17 protein-coding genes are annotated in these 18,809 nt (G+C 66.9%); 15 read left to right on the top strand and 2 right to left on the bottom strand.

All coding sequences use genetic code 11. From position 1 onward, the window contains the following. Positions 1-36 precede the first annotated feature (36 nt). The 7 genes from ACYPYD_RS08195 to ACYPYD_RS08165 all read left to right on the top strand — a co-directional run bounded on the left by ACYPYD_RS08195 (position 37) and on the right by ACYPYD_RS08165 (position 10,063). Complete coding sequence (locus tag ACYPYD_RS08195) at positions 37-798, top strand: SDR family oxidoreductase (protein WP_069709617.1); 762 nt, start codon at positions 37-39, stop codon at positions 796-798. A gap of 227 nt (positions 799-1,025) precedes the next feature. Then, positions 1,026-3,161, top strand: coding sequence for a TonB-dependent receptor (locus ACYPYD_RS08190; RefSeq protein WP_459662742.1), 2,136 nt, complete (start codon positions 1,026-1,028; stop codon positions 3,159-3,161). Between the two features lie 88 nt (positions 3,162-3,249). Then, positions 3,250-5,220: a glycoside hydrolase family 3 protein gene (locus tag ACYPYD_RS08185; protein ID WP_459662741.1), complete on the top strand. Its 1,971-nt coding sequence runs from the start codon at positions 3,250-3,252 to the stop codon at positions 5,218-5,220. A gap of 25 nt (positions 5,221-5,245) precedes the next feature. Further along, on the top strand, positions 5,246-6,901 hold the full coding sequence (locus tag ACYPYD_RS08180; RefSeq protein WP_459662740.1) for a thiamine pyrophosphate-binding protein: 1,656 nt from the start codon (positions 5,246-5,248) through the stop codon (positions 6,899-6,901). Between the two features lie 2 nt (positions 6,902-6,903). Then, complete coding sequence (locus tag ACYPYD_RS08175) at positions 6,904-7,695, top strand: aspartate dehydrogenase (RefSeq protein WP_459662739.1); 792 nt, start codon at positions 6,904-6,906, stop codon at positions 7,693-7,695. 21 nt (positions 7,696-7,716) lie between these two features. After that, positions 7,717-9,204 carry an aldehyde dehydrogenase gene (locus ACYPYD_RS08170; RefSeq protein ID WP_459662738.1) on the top strand — a complete coding sequence of 496 codons (1,488 nt, stop codon included), beginning with the start codon at positions 7,717-7,719 and terminating at the stop codon, positions 9,202-9,204. A gap of 55 nt (positions 9,205-9,259) precedes the next feature. Then, positions 9,260-10,063 carry an IclR family transcriptional regulator gene (locus tag ACYPYD_RS08165; protein WP_211151866.1) on the top strand — a complete coding sequence of 268 codons (804 nt, stop codon included), beginning with the start codon at positions 9,260-9,262 and terminating at the stop codon, positions 10,061-10,063. A gap of 179 nt (positions 10,064-10,242) precedes the next feature. Here ACYPYD_RS08165 and ACYPYD_RS08160 read toward each other — a convergent pair whose 3' ends face one another. Together ACYPYD_RS08160 and ACYPYD_RS08155 are read right to left on the bottom strand one after the other, a co-directional pair. After that, a complete protein-coding gene (locus tag ACYPYD_RS08160; protein ID WP_271184029.1) occupies positions 10,243-11,082 on the bottom strand; it encodes an SIR2 family NAD-dependent protein deacylase in 840 nt (279 codons plus the stop codon). Next, positions 11,079-12,320: an MFS transporter gene (locus tag ACYPYD_RS08155; protein ID WP_459662737.1), complete on the bottom strand. Its 1,242-nt coding sequence runs from the start codon at positions 12,318-12,320 to the stop codon at positions 11,079-11,081. Before ACYPYD_RS08155 ends, ACYPYD_RS08160 begins: the two co-directional genes overlap by 4 nt. Before the next feature lie 171 nt (positions 12,321-12,491). Between ACYPYD_RS08155 and ACYPYD_RS08150 the strand changes: the two genes are divergently transcribed. From ACYPYD_RS08150 to ACYPYD_RS08115, 8 genes are read left to right on the top strand one after another with little or no spacing between them, the layout of a single operon-like run. Then, positions 12,492-12,824, top strand: coding sequence for a recombinase-like helix-turn-helix domain-containing protein (locus ACYPYD_RS08150; RefSeq protein WP_459662736.1), 333 nt, complete (start codon positions 12,492-12,494; stop codon positions 12,822-12,824). After that, complete coding sequence (locus ACYPYD_RS08145) at positions 12,821-13,852, top strand: Rieske 2Fe-2S domain-containing protein (protein WP_459662735.1); 1,032 nt, start codon at positions 12,821-12,823, stop codon at positions 13,850-13,852. The genes ACYPYD_RS08150 and ACYPYD_RS08145 overlap by 4 nt, the downstream gene beginning before the upstream one ends. Before the next feature lie 4 nt (positions 13,853-13,856). Further along, entirely contained in the window at positions 13,857-14,657 is an 801-nt protein-coding gene (locus ACYPYD_RS08140; protein ID WP_459662734.1) for an IclR family transcriptional regulator, read from the top strand. Beyond that, on the top strand, positions 14,633-15,568 hold the full coding sequence (locus ACYPYD_RS08135) for a VOC family protein (RefSeq protein ID WP_459662733.1): 936 nt from the start codon (positions 14,633-14,635) through the stop codon (positions 15,566-15,568). The genes ACYPYD_RS08140 and ACYPYD_RS08135 overlap by 25 nt, the downstream gene beginning before the upstream one ends. A 25-nt stretch (positions 15,569-15,593) precedes the next feature. Continuing rightward, a complete protein-coding gene (locus tag ACYPYD_RS08130) occupies positions 15,594-16,148 on the top strand; it encodes a cupin domain-containing protein (RefSeq protein WP_211151864.1) in 555 nt (184 codons plus the stop codon). Continuing rightward, complete coding sequence (locus ACYPYD_RS08125) at positions 16,148-17,002, top strand: alpha/beta fold hydrolase (protein WP_459662732.1); 855 nt, start codon at positions 16,148-16,150, stop codon at positions 17,000-17,002. The genes ACYPYD_RS08130 and ACYPYD_RS08125 overlap by 1 nt, the downstream gene beginning before the upstream one ends. A gap of 4 nt (positions 17,003-17,006) precedes the next feature. Beyond that, positions 17,007-17,789, top strand: a complete 783-nt coding sequence (locus ACYPYD_RS08120) for an SDR family oxidoreductase (protein ID WP_459662731.1) — start codon at positions 17,007-17,009, stop codon at positions 17,787-17,789. A gap of 44 nt (positions 17,790-17,833) precedes the next feature. After that, the gene (locus tag ACYPYD_RS08115) at positions 17,834-18,784 is read left to right on the top strand and encodes an ABC transporter substrate-binding protein (RefSeq protein WP_459662730.1); all 951 of its coding nucleotides are present in this window, start codon (positions 17,834-17,836) and stop codon (positions 18,782-18,784) included. Positions 18,785-18,809: the final 25 nt, after the last annotated feature.

Raw genomic sequence — 18,809 nt, 5'->3', positions numbered from 1 at the left:
GCGAAACAGTGTGTTCAAATAAGAGACTCAATCAGTATGGCGATTGAACTGGTAGATCGGACGATCTTGGTCAGCGGCGGCGCACGGGGCCTGGGAGCGGCTTTCGCGCAGGCTTGCGCAGAAGCTGGCGCGCGTCTCGCAATCGCGGATATCGATGGCGAGGGCGCCGCCAGCACCGCGCAGCAACTTCGCGCGAACGGTTGCGACGCCGAGGGCTTCGCGGTGGATATCGCCGATGCCGATTCCGTCACTGCGCTCTCGGCCGAAGTCGAGCGACGCATGGGCGGGATCGACGGGCTGCTCAACAACGCAGCGCTGGCGACCGGTATCGGTGGCAAGACCTTCGAGGAAATCGACATCGATCAGTGGGACCAGGTCATGCGCATCAACGTGCGCGGCACCTGGCTGATGACCAGGGCTTTCGCGCCCATGCTGCGCCGTTCCGCCAAGGGCGGGCGTGTGCTCAACATTGCCTCGGACACTGCACTCTGGGGCGCGCCGCGCCTGTTGCACTATGTCGCGAGCAAGGGTGCGGTAATCAGCATGACGCGCTCGCTCTCACGCGAACTGGGCGAGGACGGGATCACCGTCAACGCGCTTGCGCCCGGTCTCGTGCGGGTCCCGGCGACCGACTATGTGCCCGAGCAGCGCAAGCAGTTCTACGTGGACGGTGCCGCGATTCGCCGCCCGCAAGTGCCGCAGGATACCGTCGGCGGGGCCGTGTTCCTGCTCAGCGATGCCAGCGCGTTCATTTCAGGACAAATCTTGCCGGTGAATGGCGGCCTGATTTCCGCCTGATCGCTTGATTTCTCCAATATTTTCAACGGCCGTCGTAGCGATACGTCGGCCGTTTCCGTGCGCCGAGTTAAGCGCTGCCGCGACTGGGCGCCGATCACAAAGACCATTGACAAAAACCACATTTGACGGTTTGATTGCAATACAAACACCGTTTGAAATACGAAACAAACGTCGCATCACAGGTCAGGGAGTTTTCCATGTTTAGCCGCAGTGCAATCACGAGTTCCATGCTGGCGATCGCCGTCGCCGCTTTGCCGCACGTCGCCGCCGCGCAGGATGCGCAGGCGCCGGCCGCCGAGAACGAAGGCCTGGGCGAGATCGTCGTCACCGCCACCAAGCGTTCGGAAGACTCCCAGAAGACCGCCACCGCGCTGCAGGTCTTCACGCCTGACCAGCTCAAGAAGAACGGCATTGCCGACGTCTCGGGCCTGACCACGGTTTCGCCCAGCCTCAACATCGGCGCCAGTTCGGGTGCGGCGTTCCTGTCGATCCGCGGCGTCGCCAGCCGCGACTTCACCGAGATCGGCGACAGCGCCATCGCGGTCAGCATCGACGACCAGTACCTGCAGCGCCCGACCGGCATCAACGCCAGCTTCTACGATCTGGAGCGCATCGAAGTGCTGCGCGGCCCGCAGGGTACGCTCTACGGCCGCAACGCCACCGGCGGCGCCGTGAACATCATCACCAAGAAGCCGACCGACCAGCTTGAGGGCTACGTTTCGGTCGAGGGCGGCAACTACGACACGATCAACGCCGACGCCGCCGTCAACATTCCCATCGCACAAGGCGTCGCGATGCGCGCCTCGGCGGTCTCGCGCTACAACGACGGCTTCCGCAACAACGGCGATGCCGGTCGCGGCGACAGCACCAACGTCAAGGGCGGCCGCCTGCAGTTCCTGCTTACCCCCACCGATCGCCTCAAGGTTTTGCTGAGCGGCGACTACATGCACCTGGGCGGTTCGGGCGCGGTCTACGACGGCGTCAAGCTGACCACCGTGAACGGCGTCGTCACCACCACGCCCAAGGACAAGGCCGGTGCGGCGACCCACTTCGACCTGAGCACGCGCGGCAAGATGGATACCACCAACATCCGCGCGCTTGGCCGCGTCGACTACGACCTCGACTTCGCGACCGTCAGCTCGATCACCGGCTACATGAAGCAGGACCTGTTCAGCCGCTGGGACAACGACGGCCAGGCCGACAAGTACTACATCTATACCCGTGACGAGGTGTCCGAGGACTTCAGCCAGGAGCTGCGCATCGCCTCGAACAACAAGTCGGGCTTCATCTGGCAGGCGGGTCTCTACTACTTCAACGAAGACCTGACGCTCGCCAACTTCTTCGACAACGACGTCAGCGGTTCGCCGGTCAACCTGCGCGAATACCACTATGACGTGACCACCCGCTCGAAGGCGGCGTTCGGTCAGGTGTCGTACGACCTGCTCGACAATCTGCGGGTCTCGGGCGGCATCCGCTATACCGAGGACATGAAGAGCCGCAAGGGCTACAGCTGGGTCGGCAGCCTGACTCAGGACACCAGCGACGGCGTCGCCGAGCGCACCTACGGCACCGACGACACCCGCGCGAAGTGGACCAAGGTGACCTGGCACGGCGGCATCGACTACACGCTCAGCCCCGAGAACATGATCTATGCCAAGGTCGACAGCGGCTACAAGTCGGGCGGCTTCAACAACTTCGGCCTGGGCAACTACGATCCCGAGACGCTGATCGCCTACGAACTCGGCTCGAAGAACCGCTTCTTCGACGACAAGCTGCAGGTGAACCTCAGCGCATTCTGGTATGACTACAAGGACCAGCAGGTCTCGCAGGTCATCGGTGCCGACACGATCGTCGTCAACGCCGGCAAGTCGCGCATCAAGGGCATCGAGGCGGAGACCGTCGCCGCGCTGTTCGCGGGCAGTCGAATCGACTTCTCGGTCACTTATCTCGACGCCAAGTACCGCGACTTCTGCACCAACAAGACCACGGCCGGCGTCTGCACCGTGGACTACCAGGGCAACTACCTCGTCCAGTCGCCCAAGTGGTCCATCAACGCCGGCATCCAGCAGAGCTTCGCGGCGCTGGGCGGCGAGTTCACCGCACGGGCGCAGACGCAGTACCGTTCGGAACAGTGGATGAGCTACTTCAACCGCTCGACCGAACGCCAGGGTTCCTACACCCGCACCGACCTCAGCCTCGAGTACGTGCCGGACGATACGAACCTGTCGGTCCAGGCCTATGTCCGCAATCTCGAGAACAGTGTTGTGCTGACCGAGGCGGCGCAGAGCGGCCTCTACGGTGCCATCCGCAGCCAGTACGCGCCGCCGCGTACGTATGGTGTGCGCGCGACCTTCCGCTGGTAAAACGGCGAGGGGGCGCGGCGCCTACCCATCCTCCTCCCAACTGCCGTGCCCCCTTCTTTCCTTACCTCGGAGATCATCGATGCAGCGCATGACGTCCATCCTAGCCCTGTCTTTCGCCACGCTGGCCGCTCACCCGGCGGCGGCGCGTGAGGGCAAGGCGCAGCAGCCCGAGATCGGCACCCGATCCGCGCCGGTGCTGACGGTGGACGGCCTGCGCTTTCGCGACCTCGACCGCAACGGTCGCCTCGATCCTTACGAGGACTGGCGCCTGCCCGCGGCGAAGCGCGCGAAGGATCTGACCGCGCGCATGACCGTGCCCGAAAAGGCGGGCATGATGATGCATGCGGTGAATTCGGGCTATTTCGGCGCGGGCGGCACCGTGCTCGACCAACTGGCTCCGCCGCCTCCCGGCGCGCTCAAACCGCCGGTCAACGTGACGGGCGTGCCCGGCTTCGACCGCGCCGACAAGCCGAGCCCCCGCGATCTCATTCTCAATCGCCATGTGCGCTATATCATGACCTCGCCGGGCGGTTCGCCCGCCGATGCTGCGCGCTGGGCCAATGCGCTGCAGGAGATGGCCGAAGGCGCGCGCCTGGGCGTGCCGATCGTGTTCAGCGCCGACCCGATCCACACCACCAACCGCCTGCCGGGCGGCGCGCTGCCGCCGCCGGACCGCGTGAAGATCACCTCCAGCTGGCCCGACCAAATCGGGCTCGGCGCGGCGCGCGACCCGGCGCTGACGCATCGTTTCGGCCAGGTCGCCTCCGCCGAACTGCGCGCGATGGGCTTTCGCATGATTCTCAACCCGATGGCCGACGTGGTCAGCGAGCCGCGCTGGAACCGTATTCCCGGCACGTTCGGCGAGGACGCGAAGCTGAACGGCGAACTCGCCGCGCAGTTCATCCTCGGTGCGCAAGGCACGAAGCTGGGCCCCGACGGGATCATGGCGACCGTCAAGCACTTCCCCGGCGACGGACCGGTGGAGCACGGACTCGATCCGCACAATCCCTACGGCAAACGGCTGGTCTATCCCGGCAAGCTGCAGAAGCTGCACTACGAGGCCTTCGCGCCGTCGTTCAGCGCTAACGTTGCCTTCGTAATGGGCAGTTACGGCATCCCGACATGGACCGACGATGTCGCCTCCAGTTTCTCGCGCAAGGTCATGACCGACCTGCTGCGTACCAAGATGCACTTCAAGGGCGTGGCCATCACCGACTGGATGCATGCCCAGCCCTGGGGTCTGGAAGACCAGCCGAAGATCGAACGCGAGCGGCGCATGGTCTGGGCGGGGATGGACCAGCTCGGCGGCGAGCACGAGACCTCGTACATCATCGACCTCGTCAGGCAGGGCAAGCTGACCGAAAAGCGCATCGACGTCTCGGTGCAGCGCGTGCTCGAACCGATGTTCGCGATGGGGCTTTTCGAGAACCCCTACGTCGATCCCGAATCTGCGCTGCGCGTGGTCAAGGCGCCCGAATACGTGGCCGAGGGCGAGCTGGCACAGCGCAAGTCCATCGTCCTGCTCAAGAACGCGGGCGGCGTCCTGCCGCTGGCGCCCGGCAAGAAGGTGGCGCTGGAAGGCTTCGCCGCGACGCCCACGGCGCTGGCGGGCAGCGTGACCGATGCTGCCAAGGCCGACGTCATCGTCGTCAAGGTCAACGCGCCTTATGCCGACAACAAGACCGGGCAGGCCTTCTTCGTGCGCACCCATGAAGGTACCCCCGTCTTCGCGGGCGCCGACAATGCCGACGAACTGGTGATGATCCGCAAGGCCGTCGCCACCGGCAAGCCGGTCGTCGTGGTCATGAGCATGGAGCGTCCCGCCGTACTTGCCGAATTCATCGACACCGTGCCCGGCATGGTCGCCACCTTCGGTTCGGGCGACGATGCGCTTGCTGACGTGCTGACCGGCGCTTTCAATCCCACGGGCAAGCTGCCCTTCGCGCTCCCCGCCGACGCTGCCTCCGTCGAGGCGCAGGCGGAGGATGTGCCCTTCGATTTCGCGGCTACCGCGTACCCGTTCGGCTTCGGCCTTTCCTATCCTCCCCGGAAAAACTGACACCATGGAAGTGATCGACACCCCAATGACGCAGACCGCAGCGACCACCGAGACGCAGACCACCGTTGGCGCCCTGATCGCGCAGCTGCTGGCGCACTGGGGCGTCAGCCACGTCTTCGGCGTCATCAGCATCCACAACATGCCGATCCTCGACCCGCTGGGCGAGCAGGGTGCGATCCGGTACATCTCCGCGCGCGGCGAGGCCGGCGCGCTCAACATGGCCGACGCGCATGCCCGCGTCACCGGCAACCTGGGCGTCGCCTTCACCAGCACCGGCACCGCAGCGGGTAACGCGGCGGGTGCGATGGTCGAGGCGCTGACGGCGGGCTCGCCGGTCATGCACATCACCGGTCAGGTCGAACTGGAGCACCTCGACCTCAACCGCGCCTACATCCACGAGGCGCCCGCGCAGATGCAGATGCTGGGCGCGGTGTCGAAGGCCGCCTTCCGCATCACCTCGCCCGATCAGGTGGTCGAGACGATGCGCGCCGCCGCCGAAGCCGCGCTGTCGGCGCCCACCGGTCCGGTTTCGATCGAAATTCCGGTGGACGTGCAGGCTGCAGCCATGCCGATGCCCGCCGTGCTGCCCGAACTCTCGCCCAGGCGCCCCGCCACCGATGCGGCAAAGATCGCCGCGCTGGCGTGCATGCTCGCGGCCGCGAAGAAGCCGGTGATCCTGCTGGGCGGCGGTGCACGTGGCGCCGAGGCCGAAGCGACCGCGTTGGCCGACAAGGGCATCGCCATCGTCACCTCCACCAATGGTCGCGGTGTCGTCGCCGAGACGCACGCCATCTCGCTGGGCGCGTTCAACTGCACCAAGGAAGTGCAGGCGCTCTACGACGAGGCAGACCTGATGATCGTTGCCGGTTCGCGCCTGCGCGGCAACGAGACGTGGATCTACAAGCTGCGCCTGCCCGCCAAGGTCGCGGTGATCGACGCCGACGAGACCTCCGACGGCCGCAGCTACGCCAACGACCTGTTCATCCACGGCGACGTCAAGGCGACCTTCGCGGGCCTGCTCGAAGCGCTGGGCGACAAGGCCTACGACGCCGCATGGGGTGAGACCATCGGCGCCGCGCGCGACGTGATGCACGCCGCCATGCGCAAGAGCCTGGGCGCCTACGATCGCCTCGTCGACGAGATCCAGGCCCGTATCCCCGCCGATGCGGCATGGGTGCGCGACGTGACGATCTCCAACTCGATGTGGGGCAACCGCTTCCTGCAGGTCGGCAACACCCGCGCGGGCGTCCACGCCGTCGGCGGCGGCATCGGGCAGGGCCTGCCGATGGCGATCGGCGCGGCCTTCGGCACGCCCGGCGGCGCCTATGCGCTGAGCGGCGACGGCGGTTTGACCCTGTGCCTCGGCGAACTCGCCACGCTGGCCGAGGAAGACCCCGACGTGACCCTCGTGCTGATGAACGACAAGGGCTACGGCGTGATCCGCAATATCCAGGACGTCGAATACGGCGGCCGCCGCCACTACTCGAACATCCGCGTGCCGGACTTCGCGATGGTCGCCGCCTCGATCGGCCTGCGCCATGAGAAGGTGGGCGACATCGCCGAAGTCGGCGCCGCGCTCGACCGCGCGCGCGCGACGCCGGGCGCCGCCATCGTCGAAATCGACATGCTGGCGATCGGCGCCTACCCGCAGGCCTTCGCCGGCCCGCCGCGCAAGGACTGAGCATGGCGAGCATCGCACCCCCGCGCATCGGCCTGATCGGCGACGGCGGCATCTCGCGCGCCGTGCGCGAGGCGCTGGGCGGGGCCGCGCCGATCGTCGGCATCCTCGCGCGCTGCCCGCGTGAGGGGCTGGACGAGGCGCTGCGCGTCGAGACCGTGGCCGACCTGCTGGCCCGCAGCCCTGACGTGATCGTCGAGTGCGCAGGCCATGAGGCGGTGCGCGCCTATGGCGCAGACGTGCTGCGTGTCGGCCTGTCGCTGATGATCGTCTCCACCGGCGCGCTGGCCGACCCGGCGCTGGCGGAAACGCTGGCGGCGGCGGCCGAGGAGGGCGGGGCACAGCTCGTCCTCGCCTCGGGCGCGATGGCCGGGATCGAGGGGCTTTCCGCCGCGCGTCTGGGCGGGCTGGAGCGTGTGCGCTACACCGGCCGCAAGCCTGCGCTGGCATGGCGCGGTACGCCTGCCGAAGATCTGCTCGACCTTGCCGCGCTGACCGAACCTGCCGTGTTCTTCCGGGGCGATGCGCGCGAAGCCGCGCTGACCTACCCGAAGAACTCCAACGTCGCGGCCACCGTCGCGCTGGCGGGCATCGGCTTCGACCGTACCGAGGTGGAACTGGTCGCCGATCCGACGATCGCCACCAACGTCCACGAACTGAGCTTCGAGGGCGCCGACGGCTCCTTCGAAGTCCGCATCGCCGGGGCGCCCTCTGCGGCCAACCCCAAGACTTCCGCGCTGACTGCGCACAGCATCGTGCGCCTGCTTCACGGCATGGCCGCACCGATCGTTATCTGAGAACTTGTCAGGACTTTGGCCATGACCCAGCTGCTTTCCCCCGCCGACGTCGACTTTTCCGAAATCTGCGTGGGCGGCCTGTTCGGGCCGGGCAGCGGCGGCACCGCGCGCAGCATCGATCCGACCGACGGCACGCTGGTCGCCGATTACGGCATCGCCGGGCTGGACAATGTCGAGGACGCGGTGGCGATGGGGCAGGCTGCCATGGCCGATCCGGCGTGGCGTAGTCTCAAGGCCCATGAGCGCGCCCGCGTGCTCTACCGCATCGGCGACATGATCGAGGCTCATGCCGACGCGATCGCCGCGCTGCAGACCCGAGACACCGGCAAGACCCTGATCGAAACCCGCGCCCTCGCGATGTCGGCGGCGGGCACCTTCCGCTATGTCGCATCGACGCTCGAGACGCTCGACGAGGACCTGACGCCTTCGCGCGGGCCGTGGGTGACGATGTCCGTGCACGAACCGCTTGGCGTGGTGGCTGCCATCACGCCGTGGAATTCCCCGATCGCCAGCGACGCCCAGAAGGTCGCACCCGCGCTGGCGGCGGGGAATGCCGTGATCCTCAAGCCCGCCGAGTGGACGCCGCTGGTCTCGCTGTTCTTCGCACGGCTGGCCTACCGCGCCGGTCTGCCCAAAGGGCTGCTCTCGGTCCTACCGGGGCCGGGCCGGGTGATCGGCGATGCGCTGGTGCGCCACCCGCTCGTCAAGAAGGTGTCCTTCACCGGCGGCACCGTCACCGGCGTGCGCATCGCGGAAATCGCGGCGAGCAAGCTGATGCCGGTCTCGCTCGAACTGGGCGGCAAGTCGCCCACCATCGTCTTCCCGGATGCCGACATCGAGGAGGCGATCGCGGGCGTGCTCTACGGCGTGTTCAGCTCCACCGGGCAGTCGTGCATCGCGGGTTCGCGCCTGTTCGTGCATGAAAGCATCCGCGAGGAGTTCGTCAGCCGCCTGGTCGAGCGCGCGAAGGCGCTGCGCATGGGACGAGGTGATGCGCCAGGCACGCAGATGGCGCCGATGATCCACCACCGCCACCGCGACCATGTCGCCGCGATGGTCGATGCCGCCGTGGCTGCAGGCGCGCGCGTGCTGTGTGGCGGCGAAGTGCCGCAAGGCGAATTCGCCGGGGGCGCGTGGTATCCGCCGACGATCCTCGACACCGTGACCAACACCGACACCATCTGCCGCGAGGAAGTGTTCGGCCCGGTGTTGGCGGTCCTGTCGTGGCGCGACGAGGAAGACCTCGTCGCACAGGCCAACGACAACGAATACGGCCTCGCCTGCGGCATCTGGACGCGCGACTACAAGGCCGCGTGGCGCATCGCGCGCCGGATCGAAGCGGGAACGGTTTGGATCAACACCTACAAGCAGTTCAGTTCCTCCACCCCGTTCGGCGGGGTGAAGGACAGCGGCCTCGGCCGTGAAAAGGGACGGCACTGGATTCAGGCCTACATGAACCAGAAGGCGATTTACTGGGGAATGTCCGAAGAACCCATAGGCTGGGGTTGATCCAGGGGGCATTGCCGGTCAAAGACTTCGGCTCCTGTTTAGTAGTCGAGACACGATGACCCAGCCCGAAACTTCGCCGGATATCGACGAGCGCTACATCGTGCCCGGCCTCGTCAGGGGCTTGCAGGTCCTGCAAAGTTTCACCCGCGAACGACAGGAACAGACCGTCGCCGAAGTGGCGCGCCAGATCGGCGCGACCCGCTCGACTGCGTTCCGGCTGGTCTATACGCTTGAATACGCAGGCTATCTGCGCCGCATTGCGGACGGCAAGCGCTACCAACTGGGCAGCCGTGTGCTGGAGCTTGGTTACAGCTTCCTGGCAGGCAAAGATCTGATCGAAGTCGCCAACCCGATCCTCGCGCGGCTGCGCGACGACACCGGCACTTCGACGCATCTGGTCGTGCGCGAAGGGCGCGACGCGGTGTATATCGCGCGGTTCCAGGGCAACACCAGCCTCATCAGCGCCGTCACCGTCGGCTCGCGCCTGCCCGCGCACGCCACCGCGCCGGGCCGCGTGCTACTGGCGAACATGAGCCTGTCGGAAGTCGTGGCACTTTACGAGAGCTTCGAGTTCACCAAGTACACCGACGCCACACCCGACAGCATGGGCGATCTCGTCAGCCTCGTCGAAGGCGACCGCAAGCGCGGGACGGTGGTGAGCTGGGGGTTCTACGACAGCAACGTCGCCAGCGTGGCGGTGCCGGTCTATGACGCCTCGGGCGAAGTGGCGGCGGCGATCTCGATCAGCTGCCCGATCAACACTTTCGACCGCGAGACGTTCGAGGGCCGCATCTCCACGCAAGTGGAGCGCGCGGGCATGGAGATTTCGCGTGGTCTCGGATACCGCGCTGGGATTTGACGCCTTCGGCCATACCGTTCGGCCACCCCGCCGGCGTTGCGATGGTGCCGGGCGCGGCCGGCTTTAGTGGAAGAAGAACCATAGCAGCAGAATGACGGGGATAGGAACGCCGATCAGCCACAACAGGATACCCTTGCCCATGTCCGTTCTCCATTATTTCTCAGGACAATGGACCACTGCTATCTTAGTTCCGCCCCGGTCCCGCTCCTGACCGCATCGCGCAGCCTCCGCAGGAACTTGAGCGTGGCCGCCGATGGATCGTCCGCCCTTTCGTGCAGCACGCGGATACCCCATTGGCTCAGCACCATCTGCTGCACCGGATCCTGCTTGGGGGAGAACACGAAGGACGGCGGCCGATCGCGCTCTCGCCCCGATTCCTGCCACATCTGCCACAGCCGGTAGAGCAGCATGCGGATGTTGAGGTCCGACATGCTGTAGCCCAGGAACAGCAGCGTGCGGCCCATCGCGTCGGCCTTGAACTTGATGTCGAGCGGGGAGTCGAACGCTAGGCGGCGGAAGTAGTCGGTTTCGGCCAGGACCAGCGATTCGTCATCGTCGAAGTCGCCATGGAACTTGACGATCTGCGGCAAGCCCCGCTCGGCGTTGACGATGTCGCTGGTGTTGGCCACCTTCACGAACTCGCGCCCGTGGGCCTGGTAGGCGATCTCGAGGTTGTTGTCGTAGTTGGTGGTGTAGACCAGCGGGAAATCGAGATCGACGATGATCTCGTGGATCTCCGATTCCCGCACCTTGTCGCTGCAGACCGACCATGTGCGGTCCATCCAGCTGCGCAAGGGGCCGATGCTGCCGTTCTTGAGGCGGTAGTATTCCGACAGCGTCTGGTACGACCAGCCCGACTGGTGCGGCATGTCCTCCAGCCCAAGCTCGCGCTTCATGTGGTCGATCAGTTCGTGCCACGAAGGCAGGCCGACGCTCATCGAAAGGCCGGCGCCGGCGAACAGCAGGACGCGCCGGTCCCGCACCGCCGCCGCAAGCTCCTCGAAGCTGGCGACGATCATGCCGGTACCGGCTCGCGCTTCGTCACCGGCAGCAGCGCCAGCGCGCAACAGGCCGCTGCCATCAGGCCGGTGGCGATGGTCATCACGGCGCCGTAGCCGCCGCTGGCGTCGCGTACGAAGCCGAACAGCGCCGGGCCGATCGACGAGCCGACGAGGAACGCCGCCAGCAGGTAGCCGTAGATCGCCGCGAAGGCGCGCTGGCCGAAGTAGCGGCTGATGAACAGGGCGATGACGTCGCTCTCCGCGCCGAAGCCGAGGCCGATCGTGAGAGCCACCATGACCAGCAACCCCATACCCGCATGCGCGCCCACGCTTACCGCCAGCACGAAGCCCAGCGCCGAGCAGGCGAAGAAGGCGATGGCGACGCGCGGCACCGGGAAGTGGTCCGCCAGCCAGCCCACCAGCACGCGGCCCGCGATCGTCGAGAGGCCGTAGGCCGAGGCGACGGCGGCGGCCTGCCCGGTGCTGAGCCCGTGGTCGAGCGCCAGCAGCGAGATATGCGGCACGATCCCGGTCAGCGCCACCGAGGCGAGCAGGATCGCTGCCGCCATCAGCGCGAATTCGCGGGTGCGGCGCGCTTCCGCCAGCGTCAGGCCGGCGAGGATGGCGGTGGAGGCGAGGGTGGCGGTCACGGCAGCCGGACGTGCCAGCGCCAGGTTGCAGAGGAATGGCACCGTCATCACCAGCAGCGCCAGCGCCGAGAGCGCGACGCGCCAGTCGAGAGCCGAGAGCAGAGCGCCCGCGATCAGCGGCATCACCACGTAGCCGACGCCGAGGCCCGCTGCCGCGATGCCGATGGCAAGGCCGCGATGCTGCACGAACCAGCCGGTGATGAGCTTGGAATAGCTGATGCTCTGAGTCGCCACCGTCGTTGCACCCCATGCGAAGGTCACGGCGTACAGCAGCGGCAGGCTTCCCGCCAGATAAGCGAGCGCCGGGAACCCGAGGGCCAGCGCGGTCATTGCCGGGAAAAGCAGGCGGCGCACGCCATGCCGGTCGAGCAGCGATCCCGTCAGCGGCGAGACGAGCACGCCTGCGACGTTGAAGAAGGTCAGCGCCAGCATGATCGCGCCCCGGCTCCAGCCGTGTTCGGATACGAAATGCGGGGCGAACAGGCCGAAAGTGCCGAAGATCATCGGGCCGGGGCTGAAGGCGAGGCCGATCACCGCGGCGACGAGCACGCGCCAGCCGGGATAGCCCAGGTTCGATTCCGCAAGTGCGGAGCCGTCAGATGTCATGGATGCGGCCCTCATGTATCATAATTGAGACGGATTATTCCTATGTCAAACATATCGCCTTGCAAAGCCCGAAATCGGAGTCTCGAAACCGGACGCAATCAGCCCCGCTTGACAGGTACGCTTCGTTACGGCACCAATCCCATATCGTAGACAATGGTTCGTATATCAAACATGAGGGTCGCGATGCGGTACAATCTCTATCTCGCCGAAACCGGCGACGCCAAAGGCGGCGGTCGCTTCATCGAAAAGCCCGATCAGGTGGACAACTTCGTCTTCCAGACGCGCGGCGGGCCGCTCGATCCGTTCGAGCAGGCGCTGTCGCAGGCCCTGACCGCCGCGTTCGATGCCGGCGCGTTCGAATTCCCCGAACTCGTCGCCGCGCTCAATGCCGGTGGCAGCCGCGCCCCTGACGGCGCCGCGTGGACCGAGCCGACGCTCGATGCCGAACTCGACCGTCTCGGCCAGGCGCTGTTCCAGCCCGTTTCCGGAGACATCGCAGCATGAACGCTCCAACCAAGATCGCCGCCAGCGCGCGCCTGAATGAAGGTCTGCGCGAGATGTGGTATCCTGTCGCCCCCAGCTGGATGCTGCAGCAGGCCCCGCTGGGCCTGACCCGCCTGTCGCAGCGCATTGTCCTGTGGCGCGACGCCGACGGCAGCGTGAAGGCCATCGACGACCGCTGCCCGCATCGCGGCGCGCGCCTGTCGATGGGCTGGAACCTGGGCGACCGCGTCGCCTGCTGGTATCACGGCGTCGAGGTGAACGGCGAAGGCAAGATCGAGGACATTCCCGCGCTCGCCAAGTGCGTCATGAAGGGCCGCCAGCTCAACCGCGCCTTTCCGGCCGTGGAACGTGCAGGCGCGATCTTCGTGTGGTTCGGCGAGGGTGAGCCTGCGCCGCTCGAACTGCCCGAGGAAATCAGCGGCGGCGAATGGGCGGACATCCTGTGCACCGCGCACTGGAAGTGCAACTGGCGCTACGCGGTCGACAACGTCATGGACCCGATGCACGGGGCGTATCTGCACGCCCAGAGCCATTCGATGGCCGAAGGCGACAAGACCGCGACCATGCGCGCGCGTGACACCGAGGCCGGTTTCGTCTTCGAGAAGACCAACCAGACCGGCGTGAACTTCGACTGGACCGAAGTGGGCGTGACCGGCGCGCTGTGGCTGCGCCTATCGATCCCCTACGGCAAGTCGGCAGGGCCGGGCGGGTCGTTCGGCATCGTCGGCATGGTCGTGCCGGTGGACGAGACCAGCTGTCGAGTGTTCTTCTGGCGCTGCCGCAAGGTACAGGGCTGGTCGCGCAATGCGTGGAAGTTCCTTTACCGCGCGCGTCTGGAATCGCTGCACTGGGACGTGCTGGAGCAGGATCGCCTGATCCTCGAAGGCATGGACGACAAGGCCCGTGAACAGGAAGCGCTCTACGCCCACGACGGGGGCATCGTGCGCCTGCGCCGCATGCTCGACCAGCTGGCGGCGGCCGAAGTCGCGAGCGCGTCCGAGCCTGCCTGCGAGCACGAGCGGGCCTGAGCCCATGCCCGAGTCCTCCCTGGAGCGCGGGGTCAGGGTCCTGCGCCAGTTCGGGCGCGAGCGGCCCCGGCTGGGCGCTGCTGATCTCGGCGCGGCGCTGGGCATCCCGCGTTCCAGCCTGCATCGGCTGCTGGCCGAGATGGTCGACATGGGGCTGCTGCGGCGCGACGGCGACGGGCGCTATGCGCTCGACGCCGGGGTACTGCTGCTGGGGCACGAATTCCTCGCCTCGCAGGATGTCGTCGCGCTGGCGCGGCCGGTGCTGGAGGCACTGAGCGCGAGCACCGGCTGGACCACCAACCTTGCAGTTCGGCAGGGCGCCTCGATACTCTACCTCGTGCGCTGCCGGGGCGAGGGCGCGGTGACCGAGAACGTCTCGGTCGGCGCCACGCTGCCCGCCCACGCGACCCTGATGGGGCGCGTGCTGCTGGCCGGGTTGGACGGTGCGGATGTTGCGGCGCTCTACGAAGCCCACGTCTTCGGTGATCGCGGCGATGCGGTGCCTTCCTCGCTGCAGGCCTTGCTGGAGCAGCTTGAACGGGACCGCGCCGCCGGGTGCCTGGCCAGCGACGGCTATTACGAGACCGGCCTCGCCGTCGTCGCCGCGCCGGTGCGCGAGCGGGGCGATCGTCTTGCCGCCGCGATCAACGCCACCCGCGCGGGCGCCAGTGCTGCCGAGGCGGTGCGCGTGCGCGCCGCGGTGATCGAGGCCGCCGATACCATTTCTGCGCTGATGGGCGGATCGCCTGCAGCGCGCGTCAATTCCAATGGAGAACGGGCATGGCCCTCCACGACATCAGCCTGACCGGCATCGAAGCGGTCCAGTTTTCGACCACCGACCTTGCCGAAGCCACGCGCTTTCTCGGCGACTGGGGCCTGACTGACGCGGGCAGCGATGCCGCCTGCCTGCGCTACGTCACCCGTGACGGCGCCGAAGTCGAAGTGCGCCACTGCGACGATCCGGCGCTGGCGCCGGGCGTGGAAGAGGGCGCCTCCTTGCGCGCCGTCACCTGGGGCGTGACGGACGAGGCTGCACTTGCCACGCTGGCGCTGCGTCTTGGCAGCGATGCCGCGCCGGACGCCGATGGCCTGCTCAGCATCAAGGATCCCACCGGCTTCACCCACCGCTTCCGCGTGCGCCAGCGTGGCGAAGCGGTGGCGGACGTGCAACTGGTCAACGGCCCCGGCCGCGCCAATCGCGTGGACAGCCGCTCGACGGTTTACACCAGGCCCGCGCCGATCGGCATCGGCCATGTCGTGTTGTTCATCGATGACCTTGACGCGACGCTGGATTTCTTCACCAGGCGCCTCGGCTTCGTGGTCAGCGACAGCTACCCCGGCCACGCCGCGTTCCTGCGCTGCCGCACGCCCGGACCGCACCACGATGCCTTCGTGCTGCGTCGTCCCGGCAAGCCCGGCGTCAACCACGTGGCCTTCACCGTGGGCAACATCCACGAGGTCTTCGGCAGCGGCCTGTCGATGAGCGCGAAGGGCTGGACTACCGATATCGGCCCGGGCCGCCATCCGATCTCGTCGGCCTATTTCTGGTACTTCCGCAGCCCGATGGGCGGCTCGTGGGAGTTCTACGCCGATGACGACTATTGCACCGCCGACTGGGTGCCCAGCGAGTTCGAGCGGAGGCCCGAATTGTTCGCCGAATGGGCGATCGCGGGCGGCATCGACGGCAATACACGGCGCCAGACACGCGGCGCCTGATCTCGAAATCTCAGGAGGAACAGTGATGGAAGACACCGCAGCGCCCGCCCGCAACAAGATCGTGCCCGAGGGCAAGACGCTTGCCGAATGGGTCGACAGCCGCCTGGCGCGCTACGAGACCCGCAAGCTCGACTGGAACGCGCTGAAGTTCCAGGCCGACTTCGATCCCAAGTACAAGCGCGCCCAGATGCGCTACGTCGGTACCGGCGCCACCGGCGTCGCCAACGACACCAACACCGTCGCGGCCGAGCACTTCACTTTCTCGACGATGGTGCTCCCCGCAGGCTGCGAAGGCCCGCTCCACCTCCACGACGATGTCGAGGAAGTGTTCTTCATCCTGAAGGGCAACAAGGTGAAGCTGATGTTCGAGGCCGAGGGCGAATATTACGAGACGTACGTGCGCGAGCGCGATCTCGTCTCGGTCCCGGCGGGCATCTATCGCGGCCTCGTCAACGAAGGCATCGAGGAAGCGCTGATGATCGTGTGCCTGGGCACCAACGTCCCCGAGACGCCGACCTATCCGCCCGAGCATCCGCTCTCGCAGGTGAAGCGTCCCAAGCCGATCAACGCGGACGCATAATGGACCTCGCGCCGCCCGATCTTTCCGCGCGCCTCGACGCCATCGCCCCGCTGCGCGAAGGCGCCGGGTTCAGCTGGCGCGAGGCCGGAGAGGGCACGCGGACGCCGCTCGTGCTGCTGCACGGCATCGGCTCCAATGCCGGAAGCTGGGTGGGGCAGTTCGAGGCGTTCGCCGCCGAGCGGCGGGTGATCGCCTGGAATGCGCCGGGCTACGGCGGCAGCGTGCCCTTGCCGGCCGCTGCTCCCGTCGCCGGGGACTATGGCGGGGCCTTGTGGCGCCTTATGGACCACTTGGGTGCCGCTGAGTGCATCCTTGTCGGGCAGTCGCTGGGAGCGATCATGGCGACGGCGGCGGCCCGGATCGCGCCGTCGCGGGTGGCGGCGCTGGTGCTCGCCAGCCCGGCGACCGGTTACGCCGTGCCGCCGGGCGCGGACCTTCCGGAGACGATTTCGCGGCGGATTTCCGACATTCGCGAACTTGGCCCCGAAGGCATGGCCGAGCGCCGCGCCATGCGCCTCGTCACCGACAAGGCCTTGCCCGAAGTGCGTGCGCTGGTGCGCAGCGCGATGGCATCGGTGAACCCGGACGGCTACGAACAGGCAGTGCGCCTTCTCGCCGCCAGCGACCTTCCGGCGCTGCTGGACGGCGTGTCGCTGCCCGGCATGGTGCTGTGGGGTGGGGAAGACGTCGTGACCCCGCCCGCCGGCTGCCGCCGCATCGCCGAAGCCTTCACAGGCGCACAAGGCATTGAAATACCGGGGCTTGGTCACGCGTTCGCGACCGAAGGCCCGCAGCAATTCAGCGAGGCGATCCGGCCGGTCCTGGCCGCTGTCGATCGCGCAGGAGGAAACTGAAGCTATGGATCTGGGTCTCGCAAACCGCGTTGCGGTCGTCACCGGCGGATCGTCCGGCATCGGCCTCGCCACCGCACGCCGTTTCCTCGACGACGGCGCGAGCGTGGTGATCTGTGGCCGTGATCGGGAGCGCCTGGACAGCGCCGTCGCGCAGCTTGGCGGCGGGGACAAGCTCCATGCCGAAGCCTGCGACGTGCTCGATCCCGAGGCCGTGCAGCGCCTGGCCGAGAACACGGTCAGTCGCTTCGGCAAGGTCGATATCCTCGTCAACAATGCCGGGCAGGCGCGGCTGAGCACGTTCGCCAGCACGCTCGACACGGACTGGGACGCGGAACTGAAACTCAAGTTCTTCAGCGTGATACATCCAACCCGCACGTTCCTGCCGTTGCTTCAGGCCAGCGATGCGGGCGCGGTCGTGGTCGTCAATTCGCTGCTGGCGCGCCAGCCGGAACCGCACATGGTCTGCACTTCCGCTGCGCGGGCTGGTGTACAGAACCTGGTCAAGTCGCTCAGCGTCGAACTGGCGCCCAAGGTGCGGGTGAACTCCATCCTCATCGGCACCGTCAACAGCGGGCAGTGGGAGCGCCGCTACAGGGAGCGTGCGGCTCCGGGCGTCACGTACCAGGAATGGCTGGCCGATCTCGCGCGCGAAAAGCACATTCCGCTGGAGCGCTTCGGGGAACCGGAGGAGACGGCAGCGGCGATCGTATTCCTGGCATCTCCGGCTGCGGGCTTCATTACGGGCGCCGCGCTGGAAGTGGCGGGCGGTGTGTCGCGGTTCGCATGATGCGCTTCGCTCTCGGCAGGCGCAGCCATCGACGGGCGCTCTGCATGCTGGGCTTCGCCGCCGCCATACTCGGGCAGCCTGTGCTTGCCCGGCCCGATGACAAGGTCACGTACCTGTTGCCCGCCCCTAGGGAGGCGATCGTGCTTGCCCCGTTCCTGCTGGCCGATCAGGAGGGGCGCTACCGCCGCGAAAAGCTGGACGTCCGGTTCGTCGTGGTTCCGGGCGGCTTCAACGTCGGCGAGGCTCTGGCGCGCGGCGAAGGCGATCTCGGCGGCGCCAGCGGCGATACGCCGATCCTGCTGCGCTCGGCGGATCTGCCGGTCAAGGGCATCGCGCTGCTGGGCCGGCATTCTTTCCTCACGCTCGTCACCCGTCACGACAGCTTCGAGACGTCGGGTAGCTTCGAGGGCAAGGCCATCGATGTGCCGTCGCTGAAGGACACCTCCTACTACGCGGTGCAGAAGATGGCAGAGGGCTCGTCCGGAAGCTCCCTGCGGATCAGCACGCAAGCGCGTCCTCCGGCCGAACTGATCGCCGCGCTCGGTTCGCGCCGCATCGATGGATTCATCGGGACGGTCGACTGGGGCGTGAAGGCCGAACGCGAGGGCGTCAGGCTCGACTACCGGGAACTGGATGCGATCTATCCGGCGATGGCGCAGGCGATCATGGCGTCGGAAACCACGATCGCGGCGAAGCCGATGGTCCTGCGCAGGTTCGTGCGTGCGACCCTGCAGGTGATCCGGCAGATTGCCCGCGACCCGGAGGGGGCAGCGATGCGCTATGAAGCTGCAGTCCCCTCCAGCGGTTATAGCCATGCCGAGATCGTGCGTATTTTCGGGTTGCTCGCCACACATGTCTACGGTGATCTGAAGTTATTGGGGCGTTTCAACGAGGCGACTGTTTGCTCCGCCGAACGCGAACTGTTGGAACGCAAGCTGGTGATACGTCGTCGGTCGGCCTCTGACTATTTCACAAACTCGATCGTCGGGCGATAACGTGGGAAGCAATTTGCAAGACACG

This window comes from Novosphingobium sp. 11B (genome assembly GCF_054589055.1).
Note: the sequence above shows the minus strand (reverse complement) of the source record. Positions and strands in the feature narration are given on the sequence as shown.

Coding starts and splice junctions, on each gene's coding strand:
- ACYPYD_RS08195 (WP_069709617.1), top strand. CDS start 37: ATGGCGATTGAACTGGTAGATCGGACGATCTTGGTCAGCGGCGGCGCA.
- ACYPYD_RS08190 (WP_459662742.1), top strand. CDS start 1,026: ATGCTGGCGATCGCCGTCGCCGCTTTGCCGCACGTCGCCGCCGCGCAG.
- ACYPYD_RS08185 (WP_459662741.1), top strand. CDS start 3,250: ATGACGTCCATCCTAGCCCTGTCTTTCGCCACGCTGGCCGCTCACCCG.
- ACYPYD_RS08180 (WP_459662740.1), top strand. CDS start 5,246: ATGACGCAGACCGCAGCGACCACCGAGACGCAGACCACCGTTGGCGCC.
- ACYPYD_RS08175 (WP_459662739.1), top strand. CDS start 6,904: ATGGCGAGCATCGCACCCCCGCGCATCGGCCTGATCGGCGACGGCGGC.
- ACYPYD_RS08170 (WP_459662738.1), top strand. CDS start 7,717: ATGACCCAGCTGCTTTCCCCCGCCGACGTCGACTTTTCCGAAATCTGC.
- ACYPYD_RS08165 (WP_211151866.1), top strand. CDS start 9,260: ATGACCCAGCCCGAAACTTCGCCGGATATCGACGAGCGCTACATCGTG.
- ACYPYD_RS08160 (WP_271184029.1), bottom strand. CDS start 11,082: ATGATCGTCGCCAGCTTCGAGGAGCTTGCGGCGGCGGTGCGGGACCGG.
- ACYPYD_RS08155 (WP_459662737.1), bottom strand. CDS start 12,320: ATGACATCTGACGGCTCCGCACTTGCGGAATCGAACCTGGGCTATCCC.
- ACYPYD_RS08150 (WP_459662736.1), top strand. CDS start 12,492: ATGAGGGTCGCGATGCGGTACAATCTCTATCTCGCCGAAACCGGCGAC.
- ACYPYD_RS08145 (WP_459662735.1), top strand. CDS start 12,821: ATGAACGCTCCAACCAAGATCGCCGCCAGCGCGCGCCTGAATGAAGGT.
- ACYPYD_RS08140 (WP_459662734.1), top strand. CDS start 13,857: ATGCCCGAGTCCTCCCTGGAGCGCGGGGTCAGGGTCCTGCGCCAGTTC.
- ACYPYD_RS08135 (WP_459662733.1), top strand. CDS start 14,633: ATGGCCCTCCACGACATCAGCCTGACCGGCATCGAAGCGGTCCAGTTT.
- ACYPYD_RS08130 (WP_211151864.1), top strand. CDS start 15,594: ATGGAAGACACCGCAGCGCCCGCCCGCAACAAGATCGTGCCCGAGGGC.
- ACYPYD_RS08125 (WP_459662732.1), top strand. CDS start 16,148: ATGGACCTCGCGCCGCCCGATCTTTCCGCGCGCCTCGACGCCATCGCC.
- ACYPYD_RS08120 (WP_459662731.1), top strand. CDS start 17,007: ATGGATCTGGGTCTCGCAAACCGCGTTGCGGTCGTCACCGGCGGATCG.
- ACYPYD_RS08115 (WP_459662730.1), top strand. CDS start 17,834: ATGCTGGGCTTCGCCGCCGCCATACTCGGGCAGCCTGTGCTTGCCCGG.